Raw genomic sequence first — 18035 nt, 5'->3', positions numbered from 1 at the left:
CAAAAAAACCTTTTGGCCAAAACATTATTGCAGGCAAATTTTAACGAATAATCTGTATATTTTTTATCTTTGTAGAAAATAATTACGTCATGAAAAAACTTGTTTTTGCCATTGTAATTATAATGACAACTCTTGCCATCACAACCATTTATGGCAATATAAAAAAAAACGGCGCCAACAATGCCTGGTTTTCTGCCCAAGTACCTCGCCAATCAATAGTGGGCAAAATTATATTGCCTATCGACAAAGCGGTTTTGTCTAATTTTTTCAAGAAATATCCTTATTTAAAAGCCTATCAATTCGAGGTTAGCACCTTGTACAAAAAACGAAATTATACTTGGATTTGGCACGATAAAAAAGGGGTGATCGAGTTTGCCAATTTGTTGTATTCAAAGATAAATAGACTTGAAGAAGAAGGATTGAGATCCAGTTTGCCTTACCAAGATGAAATCGACAGGATTTTCGATGGAGAATCGAAGAATAAACCATCCAAAATTGATACTGAACTATTTTTGTCGTCGATGTATGTTTATTATGTTCAAAAAGTTTACAAAGGAATCGACAACGAAAAGACGACCGAAATAGGCTGGTTTTTGCCTCGAAAAAACCTCTCTTATGTTGGTTTATTGGATTCATTGTTGGTGGATTCCAAGTTGTTGAACAGGAATGAAGACCAGCTTTTGGGACAATATTACAAACTGCGTGAAGCATTGAAAAAATACCGCCGAATAGAACAAAATGGCGGTTGGAATACCATTAAAATGGATCCGTTCATAAAGGACTACAAACCAAATGATAGCTCAAAAGTCATTGGTCAAATTAGAAAAAGACTCGCCATTACGGGGGATTTAAAACAAGATTCCAAGAGCAATTGGTACGACGAGGAATTAATGGCCGCAGTTTTGGATTATAAAAAAAGAAATGGCTTTAAAATAAATTACCACATCGCATCTGAACAAATTGAGCACCTGAATGTGCCTGTTGAAGAACGCATCAAAACCATTATGGTGAATATGGAACGCTGCCGTTGGATTGATCCAGAGTTGACAAAAACCGATGAATTTATCGTGATAAATATTCCATCCTTTAAATTAATATACCGAAGAAATGGAGTAAAAGAACTGGAATCGAGGGTGTTTGTGGGTAAAATTATGACTGAAACGGTTGTGTTTAGCGGCAATATTAGCCATATCGTTTTTAGTCCATATTGGAATGTTCCCAGGAGTATTATCGAAAATGAATTAAAAGATGCAATGGAGCGCGACAAAAATTATTTGGCTTCCCATAATATGGAATGGAATAACGGTAATGTCAGACAGAAACCTGGGCCAAGAAACTCGATGGGACTGGTAAAGTTCATGTTTCCGAATTCCAATAGTATTTATTTGCATGACACGCCGGTCAAATCATTGTTTGAAGCCGAAGTTCGTATGTTTAGTCACGGCTGCATCAATATGGACAAAGCCAAAGAGTTGGCCGTATTGATTTTAAAAGATTACCCCGATTGGCCTGTTGAACGAATAGATGCTGCCATAAACGGTGGCGTGGAAACTACTTGTTTCCTGAAAAAGAAAATACCGGTTTATATAGGTTATTTCACGGCTTGGGTTGATGATTCCGGGATGGTCAATTTTTATAGAGACGTTTATCAAAGAGACCATCGATTGGCCGAACTACTGTTTGCCGATGATTTCAAATAGTATATTATTGTTTCCCGCTAAATTTTATTGGAAACTCCTTATGAGTATCGGAACTTTCGGAATAAAATTGTTAATGCCTTGTAACAAAACATATCTTTTTACCTACTTTTGATATTATAAAAAATCAAAAACCATGATAATCAAACCATTTTCATTTAAAATTCCTGTGCTAGTCGGCTCATTGCTATTGCTTTCGGCTTGCAATAAAAACGAAACACTGCTTTCAGGTGTCATCCAAAAAAATATGGATACTTTAGTAAAACCCGGAGATAATTTTGACGCTTATGTCAACGGAACTTGGGTTAAATTAAATCAAATTCCAGCTGACAAAGCCTCGTATGGAGTTGCCCACATCATTAATGACAAAGCGCAAGAGGACGTAAAAGCGATTATAGAGAATTCTTCCAAAGGTGATTTTGAAGAGGGTTCGAACGAGCAAAAAATTGGCGATTTTTACGAAGCTTTCATGAATGTAAAGGCAAGAGATCAAAAAGGAATTTCGCCGTTGCTTCCAGAATACAAAAAAATAGACGCTATCGCTAATTATAAAGATTTGGCCAATTATTTTGGTTATGCCAATAAATCTGGCGGGAACATTCCTTTTGCGGTGGGAGTTACAGAAGACTTCAAAGACCCAACGAAATACATGTTGTATACTTGGCAAAGTGGTCTTGGTCTGCCTGAAAGAGAATACTATTTTCTTGAAGATGCCAAATCAAAAGAAATACGTGTAAAATATGTAATTCATATTGAAAAAATGCTGCAACTTGGCGGTGTCGAAAACGGGGCTTCGCTTGCACCAAAAATTATGGCTTTAGAAACCACTTTGGCTTCCAAACACATGAAAAAAGAGGAAACTCGGGATATGGCAAAGCTTTACAATAAGTATGCGATACAAGATTTGAACCAACTTATGCCAGATTTTGATTGGACTTCGATGCTAAAAAATGCAGGAATTCCAAACCAAAAAAACATCATTGTCACACAAGTGGATTACATCAAATCACTCAACGACATTATTAAAACAACACCATTGGACACTTGGAAAGCCTATCTAAAATGGAGTGCAATTAACGAAGCGGCCAGTTCGCTAAACACCGCTTTGGACAATCAAAACTTTGATTTTTATGAAAAAACTCTTTTTGGCAAAGAAAAACAAAAACCATTATGGAGACGAGGCGTCGAGAATGTAAACAACAGCCTTGGCGAGATTGTAGGTAAAGTATATGTTGCAAAACATTTTTCGCCTGAAGCGAAAGAACACGTAACAATCTTGGTAAAAAACCTTCTTAAAGCGTATGAAGAAAGTATCAAAAAACTGGATTGGATGAGTCCTGAAACAAAAAAACAGGCTCTAGAAAAAGTATCTAAATTCACTATAAAAATTGGCTATCCAGACAGATGGAGAGATTATTCTGCTTTAAAAGTCATAAAAGGAGACCTTTTTGGCAACTTGCAAAGAGCTACTGCTTTTGAATACAACCGACAAATCAACAAACTAGGAAAACCTGTTGACCGAACTGAGTGGGGAATGACGCCACAAACCGTAAATGCTTATTACAATCCAACGCTTAATGAAATTGTATTTCCAGCAGCTATTTTACAACCACCATTTTTTGATATGTCAGTTGAAGATGCTGTTAATTATGGTGGAATTGGTGCCGTGATTGGACACGAAATTGGACATGGTTTTGATGACCAAGGAAGCACTTTTGATGGAGACGGTGTCATGCGCAACTGGTGGACGCCAAAAGATTTAGAATCCTTCAAACAAAAAACCGGAGCATTGGTTGCACAGTACGATGGGTTCAAGGTATTTCCTGACCTCAACGTTAACGGAGCTTTTACTTTGGGAGAAAACATTGGTGATTTAGGAGGTTTGTCAATAGCATTAAAAGCATACAAAATGAGTCTTGATGGCAAAGAATCTCCTGTTTTGGACGGATTCACTGGCGATCAACGTGTTTTCATTGGTTGGGGACAAGTATGGTTAGACAAAACTCGTGAAGAAGCATTGAGAAACCAAGTGGCAAGTGATCCTCATTCTCCTTCAAAATTCAGGGTTAATGGTGTAGTGAGAAATATTCCTGAATTCTACACCGCTTTCAATGTAAAACCAACTGATTCTTTATACTTGGCTCCGGATAAAAGAGTTAAAATCTGGTAATCAAGTTTGCATGAATTGATTTTTTAGTTTTAAAACGACTAAACAAAAAAAACCATAATTACTATAAAAAGTAATTATGGTTTTTGATTTTAAGAATATTTAGAATAAAAGCATTACTGTTTTGGTAATGTTTTGAAACCCATATTGTATAAAGTAAAAGCTTGTATGTCTGCATTTTCCTGAATCGTGGCTTCCACTGATTTTCCAGCACCATGTCCTGCTTTTACATCGATGCGAATTAAAGTAGGATTGCTTCCGCTTTGTTTTTCCTGCAACTCGGCAGCAAATTTAAAACTGTGGGCAGGCACCACTCTATCGTCATGATCGCCAGTTGTGACCATCGTGGCAGGATATTGCGTTCCTTTTTTCACGTTATGCACTGGAGAATATTTCTTGATGTACTCAAACATTTCCTTGCTGTCTTGTGAAGTTCCATAATCATAAGCCCAACCCGCGCCAGAAGTAAAGGTATGGTAACGCAACATGTCCAAAACACCCACGGCCGGCAAAGCGACTTTCATCAAATCGGGACGTTGTGTCATGGTTGCTCCTACAAGCAAACCACCGTTTGATCCGCCACGAATGGCAAGAAAATTTGAAGAGGTATATTTTTCGGAGATTAAATATTCGGCGGCTGCGATGAAATCGTCGAACACATTTTGTTTTTGCATTTTTGTTCCTGCATCATGCCATTTTTTGCCATATTCGCCACCGCCACGTAAATTCGCTACGGCATAAATACCGCCATTTTCCATCCAAACTGCATTGGCTATGCTGAAACTTGGCGTCAAGCTGATATTGAAACCGCCATAAGCATACAAAATCGTTGGATTTTTGCCATCGAGCTTCAATCCTTTTTTGTGAGTAATCATCATCGGGATTTTGGTTCCGTCTTTGGAAGTGTAAAACACTTGTTTGGAAACATATTCTTCGCTTTTGAAATCCACTTTTGGTTTTTCGTAAACCATAGATTGTCCGGATTGAGGTTCCATTGCATAAATGGTTCCGGGTGTAATGTAATTGGTAAACGAATAGTATACGGTTTTGTCTGTTTTCTTTCCGCTAAAACCTCCTGCCGTTCCCAATCCCGGCAATTGGATTTCGCGAACGAGTTTTCCTGAATAATCATATTGCAGCACTACCGAAACGGCATCTTTCATATAATTAGCATAGAAAAAACCACCACAAGTGGAAGGTGACAAAACATTCTCTGTTTCAGGAATAAAATCTTTCCAATTTTCAGGTTTTGGATTACTTACATCAACTGTAACAATGCGTTTGTTTGGTGCATTCAAGTCTGTTTCGATGTACAATTTACTTCCTTCATTCTCAATGACGCTGTTGTCGCTGTTAAAATTATCCACAATGGCAATAATAGGACTGTTGGGTTTTGTTAAATCTTTGAAATACAATTCATTCCCATAAGTCGAAGTCGATGCCGTGATGATTAAATAATTATCGTCATTGGTAACGCCGCCGCCAACATATCTTCGTTTTTGGTCTGCGCCAAAAATGACTTGGTCTTCTTTTTGTGAAGTTCCCAGTTTATGGAAATACAATTTGTGTTGATCCGTTTTTGCAGACAATTGGCTTCCTTTTGGTTTGTCATAACTGGAATAATAAAAGCCCTCATTTCCTTTCCAAGACAATCCGCTGAATTTTACATCGACCAATGTATCTTCGATTATTTTTTTGGAAATCGCGTCCATAATAATCACTTTTCTCCAGTCGCTACCGCCTTCAGAGATGGAATATGCCATTTTGGAACCGTCTTTCGAGAAATCCATTTCGCCCAAAGAAGTGGTGCCATCCTTGGAAAAAGTGTTTGGATCCAGAAAAATTTCTTCTTTACCCGAAGCATCTTTTCGATACAATACCGATTGGTTTTGCAAACCGTTATTCTTGAAATAATAAGAAAAGTTTCCTTCAGTGGAAGGAGAGCCTATTTTTTCATAATTCCATAATTTTTGCAATCTGTCTTTAAGATCTTTTCTGAAGGGAATCTTCGACAAATAATCATACGTAACTTCGTTCTCTGCTTTTACCCAAGCAGCCGTTTCAGCCGATTTATCGTCTTCGAGCCAACGATACGGATCATTGACTTTCGTGTCGAAATACAGGTCAACTGTTTCTCCTTTTTTGGTTTGCGGATATTTCACGTTATTTTGTTTTTGTCCATAGGAACCTACTGAAGTTGTTATAACCAGTATTAATATTATTTTTTTCATCCAACTTTGATTTATGATTTACACAAAAATATAAAAATATAACACACATCGGAGAAAATGTTAAAAAGGAATAAATCAAATACAGAAGATGTTTTCTTCGATAATTCAAAACCTTCTTTTGCCTTGGTAATTCTGAATATGAAATATTACAAACGGGGAGTTGCAGTAAAAACAAAAAACCGCAACAATTTGTTGCGGTTTTGTTAAGTGGAGAATACCGGAATCGAACCGGTTACCTCTTGCCTGCCAGGCAAGCGCTCTAGCCAAGTGAGCTAATCCCCCAATTGTGCGGCAAATATAACACATAAATAAACTAAAATGCAAATTTCAAAAAAACAAATTGGTGCATTTTGAAAAAAAACACCAAGCGTCCCTTAATATTTATAACTTTACATCAAAATTCATGCAATGGAAACACAAAACCCAAACGGCATACTAATCACGACAATCGAAAACAAAATCGCGACCCTCGAATTTGGTCATCCTGCGAGCAATTCTTTTCCAAGTGATTTGCTAAACCGATTGACAACCGAACTCAACAATTTAAGCCAAAACCCTGATGTTTCAGTGATTGTTTTGAAAAGTAGTGGTGCTGGAGCTTTTTGTGCCGGTGCTTCTTTTGATGAACTTCTTGCCGTTTCCAATCAAGAGGAAGCTACCAAATTCTTTTCAGGTTTTGCCAATGTGTTGAATGCTATGCGCAATTGTTCGAAAATTATCGTGGGAAGAATTAACGGAAAAGCTGTTGGTGGAGGAGTGGGAATTGTGGCTGCTTGCGATTATGCTTTGGCAAACTCGGAAAGTTCCATAAAATTATCGGAATTAGCCATTGGAATTGGGCCTTTTGTCATAGAACCGGCCGTGAGCAGAAAAATAGGTAAAAGCGCCACGACCGAAATGACTTTGGACACCGAATGGAAAACTGCCATTTGGGCCAATCAAAAAGGATTGTACACCAAAGTTTTGGCAACCACGGCAGAATTAGACACAGAAATTACGGCTTTCGCCAATAAACTGGCCGATTACAATCCTAAAGCCTTAGTCGAAATGAAAAAAGTACTTTGGGAAGGAACCGAAAACTGGAATACTTTACTGTATGAAAGAGCGGAAATTTCGGGAAAATTAGTGCTTTCGGATTTTTCCAGAAAGGCATTAAATCAATTTAAAAAATAAAAAATGATGAATCTTGTCTTGCCATTACTACAAGTAAATGTTGAAGAAAAACTAAAAAATGCACCAGACAGCAGTTATCAAATAGGTGTTCTCATTGGTTCGTTTCTCCCCTTTGTTTTATTGGTTGGTGTCGCCTATTGGATGTATTATCGGGCGAAAAAAGCGGGTAGAAAGGAGTAGATTCACTAAATTTGCACTCAAATAAAAACAGAATGAGCAAAATCAGGATTACAAAGCAGTTTGGTTTCGAAACCGGCCACGCCCTTTACGGCTATGACGGCAAATGCAAAAACGTGCACGGACATAGCTATAAATTGTCGGTTACCGTAATTGGAGAACCTATAGACAATATCAATAATGTAAAAAACGGAATGGTGATTGATTTTACCGATTTGAAAAAAATCGTGAAAGAAGAAATCGTTGACCAATTTGATCACGCCTCGGTTTTTAATAAAAATACCCCTCATGTCGAATTGGCTGCAGAATTAGAATCCCGCGGGCACCACGTAATTTTGGTAGGTTATCAACCCACGAGCGAAAATATGGTGGTTGATTTTTCGAAAAGAATCATCAGTCGATTGCCTCAAAACATCAAGCTTTTTTCCTTGAAATTGCAAGAAACCGAATCTTCTTTCGCCGAATGGTTTGCCAGTGATAATTTGTAATTCAAAATCTCTATTTTAGCTTTATGCAAATCACGCCCAACAAAAAAATATATTTCGCTTCTGACCAACATTTTGGCGCACCAACCCCTGAATTGAGTTTTCCCAGAGAACAAAAATTCGTTGCTTGGCTCGACGAAGTCAAAGGTGATGCCGAAGCCATTTTCTTGCTGGGTGATTTATTCGATTTTTGGTTCGAATACAAAACCGTTGTTCCCAAAGGATTTGTGCGGGTTTTGGGCAAATTGGCTGAAATTCGCGACAGCGGAATTCCCATTTATTTCTTTGTGGGCAATCACGATTTGTGGATGGACGATTATTTCCAGAAAGAACTGAACATTCCCATTTATCGCGACAATCAAGAATATACTTTCAACGGAAAAACGTTCCTTATTGGTCACGGTGATGGAAAAGGACCCGGCGACAAGGGATACAAACGAATGAAAAAAGTCTTTACCAATCCGTTTTCGAAATGGTTGTTCCGATGGCTACATCCCGACATTGGAGTTCGATTGGGTCATTATCTTTCGGTAAAAAACAAATTGATTTCTGGCGATGAAGACGTGAAATTCCTTGGCGAAGAAAACGAATGGTTGATTCTTTATTCCAAAAGAAAACTGGAAACCAAAGACTACAATTACCTTGTTTTTGGCCACCGTCATTTACCGATGATTGTCCCTGTTGGCAAAAACTCCGAGTATGTAAATCTAGGTGATTGGATTGGTTATTTTACTTATGGCGTTTTTGATGGCGAGACTTTCGAACTGAAAAAGTTTGAGTAAAAAATCTTTAACCATATAAGTCATTTAAGGTCATTTAAGGTCATTTAAGTTTTTTGCTTTAAAATGCAGCTAAAGTATAGATATTAAAGGAATGAACGAAGATTACATCAAACGGATAAATACCATTTTACTATTCATTGATGAAAATCTGGACTCCGAATTGTCGTTGGAAATTATTGCCAAGGTTGGGTTTTATTCTCCATTTCATTTGCATCGCATTTTTAAAGCAATAACAAATGAAACTCTAAATTCATACATCACCCGCAAAAGAATCGAAAAAGCAGCATCAATACTTTTGCATCAAAAAAACATCTCCATTACAGAACTTTCCCTTCAATACGGATTTAACAGCAACTCCTCTTTTACAAGAACATTCAAGAAATTTTACGGAATTAGCCCTTCCGAATTTAGAAAATCAAAGCCAAAATATAGCAAGATTAGTCAAGTAGAAAGCAAGAATGGACAAAAAAAAGGATTTTTAGAAGAATACATTTGCAACATTAACAACCTAATCAATTGGATTAAAATGAATGCAAAAATTGAAATCAAGGAAATGCCGACATCAGAATTGGCTTTTGTCACACAAATTGGACACAAAGGATTGGAAAATGCTTACGCAAAACTCATTCAATGGGCTGTTCCGAAAGGTCTTTTGAAGGAAGATTCGAAAATGGCAACCATTTATCACGACAGTTATAAAATTACCGAACCTGATAAAGTGAGAATGAGTGCTTGCCTGATTTTAAATGAAAAAACAGAAGTCGATGGCGAAATTGGCTTGACAACCATAGAAAAAGGGAAATTTATTGTGGGTCATTTTGAAATTGGAATCCACGAATTTGAAAAATCTTGGACGGGTCTTTTTATTTGGATGAACGAAAACGGATACAAAAAAGCCGACCGAAATCCGTTTGAAATCTACCACAACAACTTCAACGAACATCCTAAAAAAATGGCTATTGTCGATTTTTGCATTCCAATAGAATAATTAATTTCTTCTTTGTTTTCCCCTCAAAAACAATAGCGAAACCCAATAAACAACCACCGCAACAGGAACTGCAGTAAACAACCAACCTCCAAATCCACAAAGTAATTCAAAGGAAAGTTGGCTCAAAGTTTGAAAAAAGCCGTTTTGAAAGGAACCAATAATTTCTTCCACCGTATGATGATTTCTGGGGATAGAAAAAATAAATTCTCCCACGCGTATAAAAGGAATAATCAATAAAATTTGCACTGGCCACATCAAATAACTGAGCGCAATCATCACCGGCAAATTCAATTTGCTTTTTAGAGATATAGTGGTAATCATAAAAGTACTCACGCCAAGAATCGGAATGATCGAAATTAATCCAGACACAATAATGCTCTGGTTTAATTCCTTGGGCGTTAATCCTTGTTTAAAAATAACGGAGATTGTGTTTTTTAACGAATTTAATTTCTGCTTCAATTATTTATGATTTTCGTGTTCTTCCAGATCTTTTTGCAAATCCAATTTTCTGAATCCCGGCAATTTTATTCCCGTGAAAACCACGATTAAAAGCGTCATGCTTCCGCCAAAAACAACCGCAGTGACCGTTCCCATCAACTTTGCGGTCAATCCACTTTCGAAAGCGCCCAACTCATTGGATGAACCCACAAAAATCGAATTTACTGCCGCAACACGTCCTCTCATTGAATCGGGCGTTTTGAGTTGCAAAATCGTTTGGCGAATCACTACCGAAATTCCATCGGTAACACCGCTCATAAACAAGGCAAAAACCGACAACCAAAACCAAGTGGAAAGCCCGAAAACAATGATGCAAACACCAAATCCGAAAATGGCGGCCAATAATTTAATCCCCGCATTTTTATAAAAAGGCAAATGAGCCGAAACAAACATCGTCAACAAAGCGCCAACCGCCGGTGCAGCCCTCAAAATCCCGAAACCTTCAGGACCTACTTTTAGAATGTCTTGGGCAAAAATGGGCAAAAGCGCCACAGCTCCACCAAAAAGAACCGCCACCATATCGAGTGTCAAAGCACCCAAAATAGATTTGTTGGTGTACACAAATTTCACGCCTTCCTTCAAGCTTTCCATCACGGGTTCTCCAATTTTTGGATTCAAAATAGGCTTGGTTGAAATTTGTGTCAAAATCAATAAGGCGAAAAGGGAACAGGCAAGAATAGTACACATTGACCAATGGACTCCTATCCAAGTAATGGAAAAACCAGCCACGGCAGGTCCAACAACGGAAGCAATTTGCCAAACCGAACTGCTCCAAGTGGCTGCGTTGGGATACACTTTTTTAGGAACAATCAAGGATATAAGCGAAAAGATTGTAGGTCCCAAAAACGCACGAACCAATCCTCCTAAAAAGACCAAAAAATAAATGGAATACAAAATGGTGTTGGTCGACAAATTACTAACAATTCTTGGCCAAGTCAATAAAAACAAACCAAAACTAATGATGGAAAAACCCAAAATACATTTAACAAGCATTCCTTTTTTCTCTTTTTGGTCTACAATGTGACCGGCAAACAATGCCATTCCAATTGCTGGAATTACTTCCATCAATCCAATCATTCCCAGTGAAAGGGCACTTTTTGTCAAACTATACACTTCCCATTCGATGATGATAAATTGCATTGACCAAGCAAAAACCATGGCGAATCGCAATAACAAAAACACATTAAATTCTTTATAACGCAAAGCTGCGTAAGGATCTTTTTTATTCATCTAATTATAATCTACTATTTCTTAATTTTACTTTTTCTTTACTGTCGTTTTTTTCTGCTCTTCGGCTGGATATATGGCTATTCTGTGTGACCTTAGCATATAGGACGACATCTCGGATTTTCCCGAAAGCATAAAACTAATGGCTCCCGAAGCTTTTTTAGGCATGTGACAATCGATACAATTGTCTTTGAGTGAAATTCCAGTTGGAGTTTTGGTCGTACAGAAATTTTTATTGGTTTCTTTATGACAACTCATGCATTTTTGCGAATAATACAACAGACCTTCCGTAGCATCTTTATGAGGATTATGGCAACTTATGCAATCCATGGTTTTACTTTCCAGAAAACATTTACTTTGTGACAGCATGCCATATTGGTTTCCGTGCACATCTAAATCAGCATCAGGATTTGGGTAGGATTCACTATAAAAATTAGATATGGCATCACCGGGCATAAATTGAAAACGAGATTGCAATTTCAATTTATCGTCACCATAATGGCAAATCGCACACCTGTCCACTCTTTGTTGGGTAGTGAGTGATTTGTTGGTTGCCATGTATTTAGCGGTTTTTATTTCTGGATAAATGGTGTGATAATTCACGTGATTTATTCCCGGTCCGTGACATCGCTCGCAATCAATGCCATAAACCAAGGACTCTTTTTTCATCACTTCAGGTGTTTTTTCTCTTCCAAAATATTCTTCAGACGGTGTTCTTTCCTGCTTGCGTTCCAGATATGAACTGTGGCATTCAAAGCAATCTTTTGCAATTAATCTGTCAAAATAAGGTTGATGCACGGGATAATCAGGACTCGTGCCCCAATTCTGCACTGAAGTGTAATAGGACAAAGGCATTTCATACACTTTGTCATTGTCCCAAAACAATGAGGTTTGTGCGTTTTTAGCTCCCATTGTTATGTCAAAACGATAGGCTTTCACTTCTTTTCCATTTTTATAATGAACCTGATACAAGCCATTATTTCTATGCTCCATTACAATTTTTGTGTCTTTGTCATAAAAATAGATGTTGTGACCTGAACTAAAATTTCCCAGAACGTTTTCCATTGTAGCTGGTGCCGATGCCTTGTAATGCGAACTATTTAAAGCATCATTGTAAATTTCCTGATGGCATTCCTTGCAACTAACGGATCCCGCATAGACATTTCCCCTTGGATCAATATAGTCATTATCCATGTTTCCACAATTCGCGAATAGAAAAAGGATCAAAAAAGAGATTGATGCAGATAATAAAGATTTCATGCTTCTTGTCATTATTGCTAATTTAACGTTTTCCAATTCAAGATTTGTTTTTCTATTTAATATCTTTCAATCGCAATTGAACGGAAGTTTTGCCATTCCATTCATTCTCGTCTATGCAATAGACCGCTTCAAACGGCTTTTTGTTTGTGGTCAAATCCATTTTATTGCCCAATCCAAAACCAATGGCCGCCATTCCTTCGGAATTATTTTGACGTACAAAAAGTTTCAAATGTTCTTCATCGGCTCCCAATTTTTGTCCATAACCGGTGTCTTTCACGTTTTTGGTCAAGAAAACCGGCGTCATATTTTGGGGTCCAAAAGGCTCGAATTGTTTCAAAATTCGGGTCAATTTTGGCGTGATGTCCGACAAATTGATTTCGGCATCTATCGAAATTTCGGGCGTTAACATATCAGGATGAATGGTTTTTGCGACTTCTTTTTCGAAAGCATTTTTGAAAGCCAAATAATTTTCTTCCAGCAACGTCATTCCCGCCGCGTACATGTGTCCACCAAATTGCTCCAAATGTTCCGAACAAGCTTCCAAGGCATTGTAAACGTCAAATCCTTTGACCGAACGCGCCGAAGCGGCATATTTATCACCACTTTTGGTAAAAACCAAGGTCGGACGATAATAGGTTTCTATCAATCTCGAAGCCACGATTCCAATCACGCCTTTGTGCCAATCTTCCTGAAAAACCACCGTCGTAAATCGTTTTTCTTCATTATTTTCGACAATTTGCCCCAGCGCTTCTTTAGTAATTTGTTTATCCAAATCTTTCCTTTCAGAATTATAGGCTTCAATTTCAGATGCAAATTGTTGGGCTTGTTCAAAATCAAATTCCGTCAACAATTCCACAGCGTGATTCCCGTGTTTGATTCGTCCCGCCGCGTTAATTCGGGGTGCGATGATAAAAACCACGTCGGTAATATCCAAAATTTTCTTTTTTACTTGATGCGTCAAAGCCTTGAATCCCGGTCTCGGATCAGAGTTGATGACCTGCAAACCAAAATAAGCCAAAACCCGATTTTCACCCGTCATCGGAACAATGTCTGCCGCAATGGCAACTGCTGCCAAATCCAGATAAGAAGTCAAATCTTCGATAGTTTGGTTTCGGTTTTTACCCAAGGCCTGAATCAATTTGAAACCAATGCCACAGCCACACAATTCGTCATACGGATAACTGCAATCGTCTCGTTTTGGATCCAAAACTGCTACTGCTTCGGGCAAAGTTGCTCCCGGTCGGTGGTGGTCACAAATGATGAAATCGATGTTTCGCTCTTTGGCGTAAGCTACGTGATCAATGGATTTTATACCACAATCCAAGGCGATAATCAACGAAAAACCATTGTCGTCGGCAAAGTCGATTCCCTTGAAAGAAATGCCGTAACCTTCGTCATAACGATCGGGAATATAAGTTGCCACATTTGGATAATACGTTTTTAAATATGACGAAACCAAGGAAACCGCCGTTGTTCCATCGACATCATAATCGCCAAAAACTAGAATATTTTCGCCTCTTTCAATCGCATTTTCAATGCGTTCGACCGCTTTGTCCATATCTTTCATCAAATACGGATTGTGCAAATCTTCGAGAGTCGGACGGAAAAATTGTCTGGCTTCTTCATAAGTTTCGATACCGCGTTGCACGAGAAGTGTCGCCACAAAATCTTCAATATTCAAAGCGGCTGCCAACTGTTTTACTTTTTCTTCCGAAGGTTTTGGTTTGATGGTCCAGCGCATAAATACTATAGGGATTACGAATTAGGATTTTGTGTGTTAGAACAAATTTAGTTTAAAATAGCTGAATAATGTACGTGCTAAAGAAATTAACATTTTACAATTATCTTTTAATTCGCGAATCTGCGGTTAAAGTTTTTATAATCTATTAATTTTTTAATCATTCAATCTTTTAATACATTTGAAAGATGAAGATTGAATCGCAAATAGAGAAAATTTCCAGTTTTCAGCATCTTGAAATATTGGCTAACCAAATTGTGGAAGGCTTTATTTCGGGAATGCACAAAAGTCCTTTTCATGGTTTTTCTGCTGAATTTGCCGAACATAAAGTCTATAATGTTGGCGAAAGCACCAAACACATCGATTGGAAATTGTTTGCCAAAACCGATCGATTGTATACCAAGCGATTTGAGGAAGACACTAATCTACGTTGCCACATCATTATCGATAATTCGTCGTCGATGCATTATCCAAAGTTAAAAGACACCGAAAATTTTTTCCAAAACAAGATTGGTTTCTCCGTATTGGCATCGGCAGTTTTGATGAATATTCTAAAGAAACAGCGCGATGCCATTGGATTGAGTGTTTTTTCAGACACTTATGAATATTATTCGCCAGAGAAAGGGAGTGATCGCCATCATCGAATGATTTTGAATGCTCTCGAAAATCTATTGGAACAACCAAAAGTTCAGAAAAGCACGGATACAATAAAATTTTTGCATCAAATAGCCGAAAAAATTCACCGCCGTTCGATGATTATCCTTTTTACGGACATGTTTCAATCCGGCAACGAAGAAGCGCTTTTTACTGCCTTGCAACATTTGAAACACAACAAGCATAAAGTGGTTTTATTTCACGTAATTGACAACAAAACCGAATTGAATCTCGATTTTGACAACACTCCAAGGAAATTTATTGATATGGAAACCGGTGATGAGGTTTCGGTTTTTGCCGATAATGTTAAGGATGAATATGAAAAAGGAGTAAATAAGTACTTCAAAAAACTGGCGTTGACCTGTTCGCAAAACAAAATTAAGTACGTTCCTGTTGGCGTGGGGGATAATTTCGAAAAAATTTTGACTACATATTTAGTTGAAAAACAAAACTTTGGGTGAGGCATAAAAAAAATATGAAATGTTTTTTGCAGAAACGCTTGTAGAAACAAAATTCTATAGTATATTTGCAACCGCAATAAAGCAGAGGTTTGGTAGTTCAGTTGGTTAGAATACATGCCTGTCACGCATGGGGTCGCGGGTTCGAGTCCCGTCCAGACCGCTAAATTGGGGAGAAGCGATTCAGAAATGAATCGCTTTTTTGCCCCAAAAAAGCATCTAAAATAGTTGTGTTGTTTTCGCTACGACTTTGTAACTCGTAGCACGGTTTAGTAGTTAGACCAATGAAAAGCTTTCCACTTTTGTGGATAGCTTTTTTGATTTTAGGGTGTTTCTAAACCGTAAATTCTCTCAATCTTAAGCGAAAAAGGTGTACAATTAGGTGTGCATCCTATTTTAAAAAGGCGTACATCCTTTTTCAATTCTTCAATAATACAAACAATCCAAAATGGAGTTTCAAAAAAATAATTTGCTACCTTAGTTCATTATTTGCACAAACCTTGTTTTTAAGTTCCAGTTGTAATTTAATTGTTTAATATAATGTGGTGCCTCATGAAAACATTTTTTTTAAGTATAGTGGCAATTCTTCTGTCCATTAACAGTTTTGCACAGTATGCGAAAGTCGTTGTTTTTAAACACGAATTGCGTTGGACTGACGAAACCAGATTCCCAAACTATTTTCTGTATCAGGACATTCATGATTCTATTTTTAAAGAAACCAGGCTCGAATTAATGAATTACCTCAAGGTTCCAGAGGTTCAACTTCCCGAAACGGTTTCGTATAAGATTATTAACGGATTTGGCAATCAAAAGGTTGAATTGCCTAAAGCAGTTTCTGGCAATGACTTTGAAATAGGAGTTTTCTCCTTTATTACCAGGGCAACAGTCGGTGAACTAATGTTTTGGAAACTCAATATTATTATTAAACAGAACAATAAAATCATCCTTAAAAAAGAGGTTAGCCATGAACTGGAATATTTTAATGTTTCAGGATATGTCGCCTCGCAACAATGGATTTTGCCCGAGGAATTCCAGGCTGTTTTTAAAAAAATGATAAAAGAAGCATTGGGAACATTGCCGGCAAACAACGAGAAGATTGTCCTTGGTTCACTGGAAACCCAGGAAAAAAAGGCGAGTGCTCTTTTATGGCAACCCAAACGTCATCTTTTAAAAATAAACGGAGCGTGGAAGTCTGCCAAAAATTTCTCGGCTATTCTCGAAGCAGCCAACGATACCATTTTGAACTTTAATTTCAAGGATGAAATGACATGGAAATTTCCTAAACCTACTTTGTCAGATTTTCTAGCTCCATTATTTACAGACGCTACCGGAATAGAAATTTTATATGACAATAAAATAACCAACCAGAAAAAAGGAACATTGCTTTTTTCGGATGGTCAAAAGTTTGGAATCAATCTAAAATGGATTGAAATGGAAACAAAGTCAACAATGAGTGATGAAGTGACAACGCAACGAGTTTCCAATCCTTTAACGGCTGAATTGTATGACGAGAAAGAGCAAATAGGGTATTTTGTATATACGCGTATGGAAAATGTCCGCAACACTGCTAAAACGGAAGTGAAATTCAATCCATTTACGGGTTATCAAACGCAAAACACATTGGGAATTGAGCAAATTCACCGGATTGAAGGCTCCTTATATAACAAACCGCTATTTGCCGAATATAACGAGAACAGAGGAATTATAGAAATAAGATCCGGCGATGATCGATTGGGAGTAATGGTGGTTCAAAACTGCAATCCTGAAAACCAGTCTATGTCTAATGTTAGTTTGTCAAAAAACAAACTTTTCATGTCTTCTTCGAGCGCGAATGTAGGAAAACCATCCATGGGAAACACTAAATCTGTTGAATGGTATCCTATTTATTTTCCTGAAAATTCAACGGATAATTCCAGAAAAATTTGCATCGAAACTATGGTGTGTTTGTTTTTTGGTATTGGTAGCATGTAATTAAAACGGTGAAGTGGGCTGACTGTTTTATTTTTAAAACAACTCGGATTTATTATTCCAAACAATCCAAAGGAACAATCCCAAAAACATCATGCAAATCACAAACTTCATAAAACTGGAAGCCAAGAAACCCATAAAAGAACCCGTGGCAGCTTTCAAGGCTCGGCGATGGTCTTTGTAATCGTATAGCAATTCTCCAATAAAAGCGCCCAGAAATGGACCAATGATGAATCCGAAAGGGATTGGGGCAAAAATTCCCACAATCAAACCGATATTCGTTCCCCAAATTCCGTACGAACTTCCGCCAAACTTCTTGGTGCCTTTTGCCGGAATCACATAATCCAAGATTGAAATGACAACAGTAATCAAAAAAGTAATTCCCAGAATCCAATAATTTACCGGAACCGCACTAGTAAAATAAAGCAATGCCAACCCAATCCAGCTTAAACTTGGTCCAGGCAAGACAGGCATAAAACTGCCAAAAACACCCAGAATCATCAACACAAAACCAATAATCACCAGCAATAAA

General features: G+C 37.6%; 15 protein-coding genes and 2 tRNA genes. 10 read left to right on the top strand and 7 right to left on the bottom strand.

The genetic code is table 11. The features are described 5' to 3' along the window. Positions 1-89: 89 nt before the first annotated feature. Complete coding sequence (locus tag C0430_RS09260) at positions 90-1700, top strand: L,D-transpeptidase family protein (protein WP_290868615.1); 1611 nt, start codon at positions 90-92, stop codon at positions 1698-1700. A gap of 133 nt (positions 1701-1833) precedes the next feature. Further along, positions 1834-3867, top strand: coding sequence for a M13 family metallopeptidase (locus C0430_RS09255; protein ID WP_290868612.1), 2034 nt, complete (start codon positions 1834-1836; stop codon positions 3865-3867). 113 nt (positions 3868-3980) lie between these two features. Here C0430_RS09255 and C0430_RS09250 read toward each other — a convergent pair whose 3' ends face one another. After that, entirely contained in the window at positions 3981-6095 is a 2115-nt protein-coding gene (locus tag C0430_RS09250) for a prolyl oligopeptidase family serine peptidase (RefSeq protein ID WP_290868608.1), read from the bottom strand. Between the two features lie 208 nt (positions 6096-6303). After that, positions 6304-6377, bottom strand: a tRNA-Ala gene (locus tag C0430_RS09245). A 126-nt stretch (positions 6378-6503) separates the two neighbouring features. Between C0430_RS09245 and C0430_RS09240 the strand changes: the two genes are divergently transcribed. The 5 genes from C0430_RS09240 (at position 6504) to C0430_RS09220 (ending at position 9700) form a co-directional block, all read left to right on the top strand. Then, on the top strand, positions 6504-7268 hold the full coding sequence (locus tag C0430_RS09240; RefSeq protein WP_290868605.1) for an enoyl-CoA hydratase/isomerase family protein: 765 nt from the start codon (positions 6504-6506) through the stop codon (positions 7266-7268). A 3-nt stretch (positions 7269-7271) separates the two neighbouring features. Then, positions 7272-7448, top strand: a complete 177-nt coding sequence (locus C0430_RS09235; protein ID WP_290868664.1) for a hypothetical protein — start codon at positions 7272-7274, stop codon at positions 7446-7448. 32 nt (positions 7449-7480) lie between these two features. Next, entirely contained in the window at positions 7481-7933 is a 453-nt protein-coding gene (locus C0430_RS09230) for a 6-carboxytetrahydropterin synthase (protein WP_290868602.1), read from the top strand. 23 nt (positions 7934-7956) lie between these two features. After that, the gene (locus C0430_RS09225; protein ID WP_290868599.1) at positions 7957-8712 is read left to right on the top strand and encodes a UDP-2,3-diacylglucosamine diphosphatase; all 756 of its coding nucleotides are present in this window, start codon (positions 7957-7959) and stop codon (positions 8710-8712) included. 91 nt (positions 8713-8803) lie between these two features. Next, on the top strand, positions 8804-9700 hold the full coding sequence (locus C0430_RS09220) for a GyrI-like domain-containing protein (protein WP_290868596.1): 897 nt from the start codon (positions 8804-8806) through the stop codon (positions 9698-9700). On the opposite strand, the gene C0430_RS09215 is transcribed toward C0430_RS09220, so the two are convergent. The 4 genes from C0430_RS09215 to recJ all read right to left on the bottom strand — a co-directional run bounded on the left by C0430_RS09215 (position 9701) and on the right by recJ (position 14426). Next, on the bottom strand, positions 9701-10159 hold the full coding sequence (locus tag C0430_RS09215) for a DUF2062 domain-containing protein (protein WP_290868593.1): 459 nt from the start codon (positions 10157-10159) through the stop codon (positions 9701-9703). It lies immediately after the preceding gene. Then, positions 10160-11428 carry an MFS transporter gene (locus tag C0430_RS09210; protein ID WP_290868590.1) on the bottom strand — a complete coding sequence of 423 codons (1269 nt, stop codon included), beginning with the start codon at positions 11426-11428 and terminating at the stop codon, positions 10160-10162. A gap of 27 nt (positions 11429-11455) precedes the next feature. Further along, positions 11456-12619 (bottom strand): cytochrome c3 family protein, encoded by a 1164-nt coding sequence (locus C0430_RS09205; RefSeq protein ID WP_290868584.1) that lies wholly within the window; start codon positions 12617-12619, stop codon positions 11456-11458. Between the two features lie 118 nt (positions 12620-12737). Beyond that, positions 12738-14426, bottom strand: coding sequence for a single-stranded-DNA-specific exonuclease RecJ (gene recJ / locus C0430_RS09200; protein ID WP_290868578.1), 1689 nt, complete (start codon positions 14424-14426; stop codon positions 12738-12740). Positions 14427-14611: 185 nt separating this feature from the next. Here recJ and C0430_RS09195 point away from each other — a divergent pair, with 185 nt between their 5' ends. From C0430_RS09195 to C0430_RS09185, 3 genes are all read left to right on the top strand, one after another. Further along, a complete protein-coding gene (locus C0430_RS09195; RefSeq protein ID WP_290868573.1) occupies positions 14612-15538 on the top strand; it encodes a DUF58 domain-containing protein in 927 nt (308 codons plus the stop codon). Positions 15539-15624: 86 nt separating this feature from the next. Continuing rightward, a tRNA-Asp gene (locus tag C0430_RS09190) sits at positions 15625-15698 on the top strand. A gap of 389 nt (positions 15699-16087) precedes the next feature. Then, entirely contained in the window at positions 16088-17506 is a 1419-nt protein-coding gene (locus tag C0430_RS09185; RefSeq protein WP_290868569.1) for a hypothetical protein, read from the top strand. 33 nt (positions 17507-17539) lie between these two features. On the opposite strand, the gene C0430_RS09180 is transcribed toward C0430_RS09185, so the two are convergent. After that, positions 17540-18031 carry a DUF456 domain-containing protein gene (locus C0430_RS09180; RefSeq protein ID WP_290868658.1) on the bottom strand — a complete coding sequence of 164 codons (492 nt, stop codon included), beginning with the start codon at positions 18029-18031 and terminating at the stop codon, positions 17540-17542. Positions 18032-18035: the final 4 nt, after the last annotated feature.

It is taken from the genome of Flavobacterium sp. (genome assembly GCF_013823965.1).
Classification (GTDB): Bacteria; Bacteroidota; Bacteroidia; order Flavobacteriales; family Flavobacteriaceae; genus Flavobacterium.
This window is presented reverse-complemented; position numbering and strand designations above follow the sequence as displayed.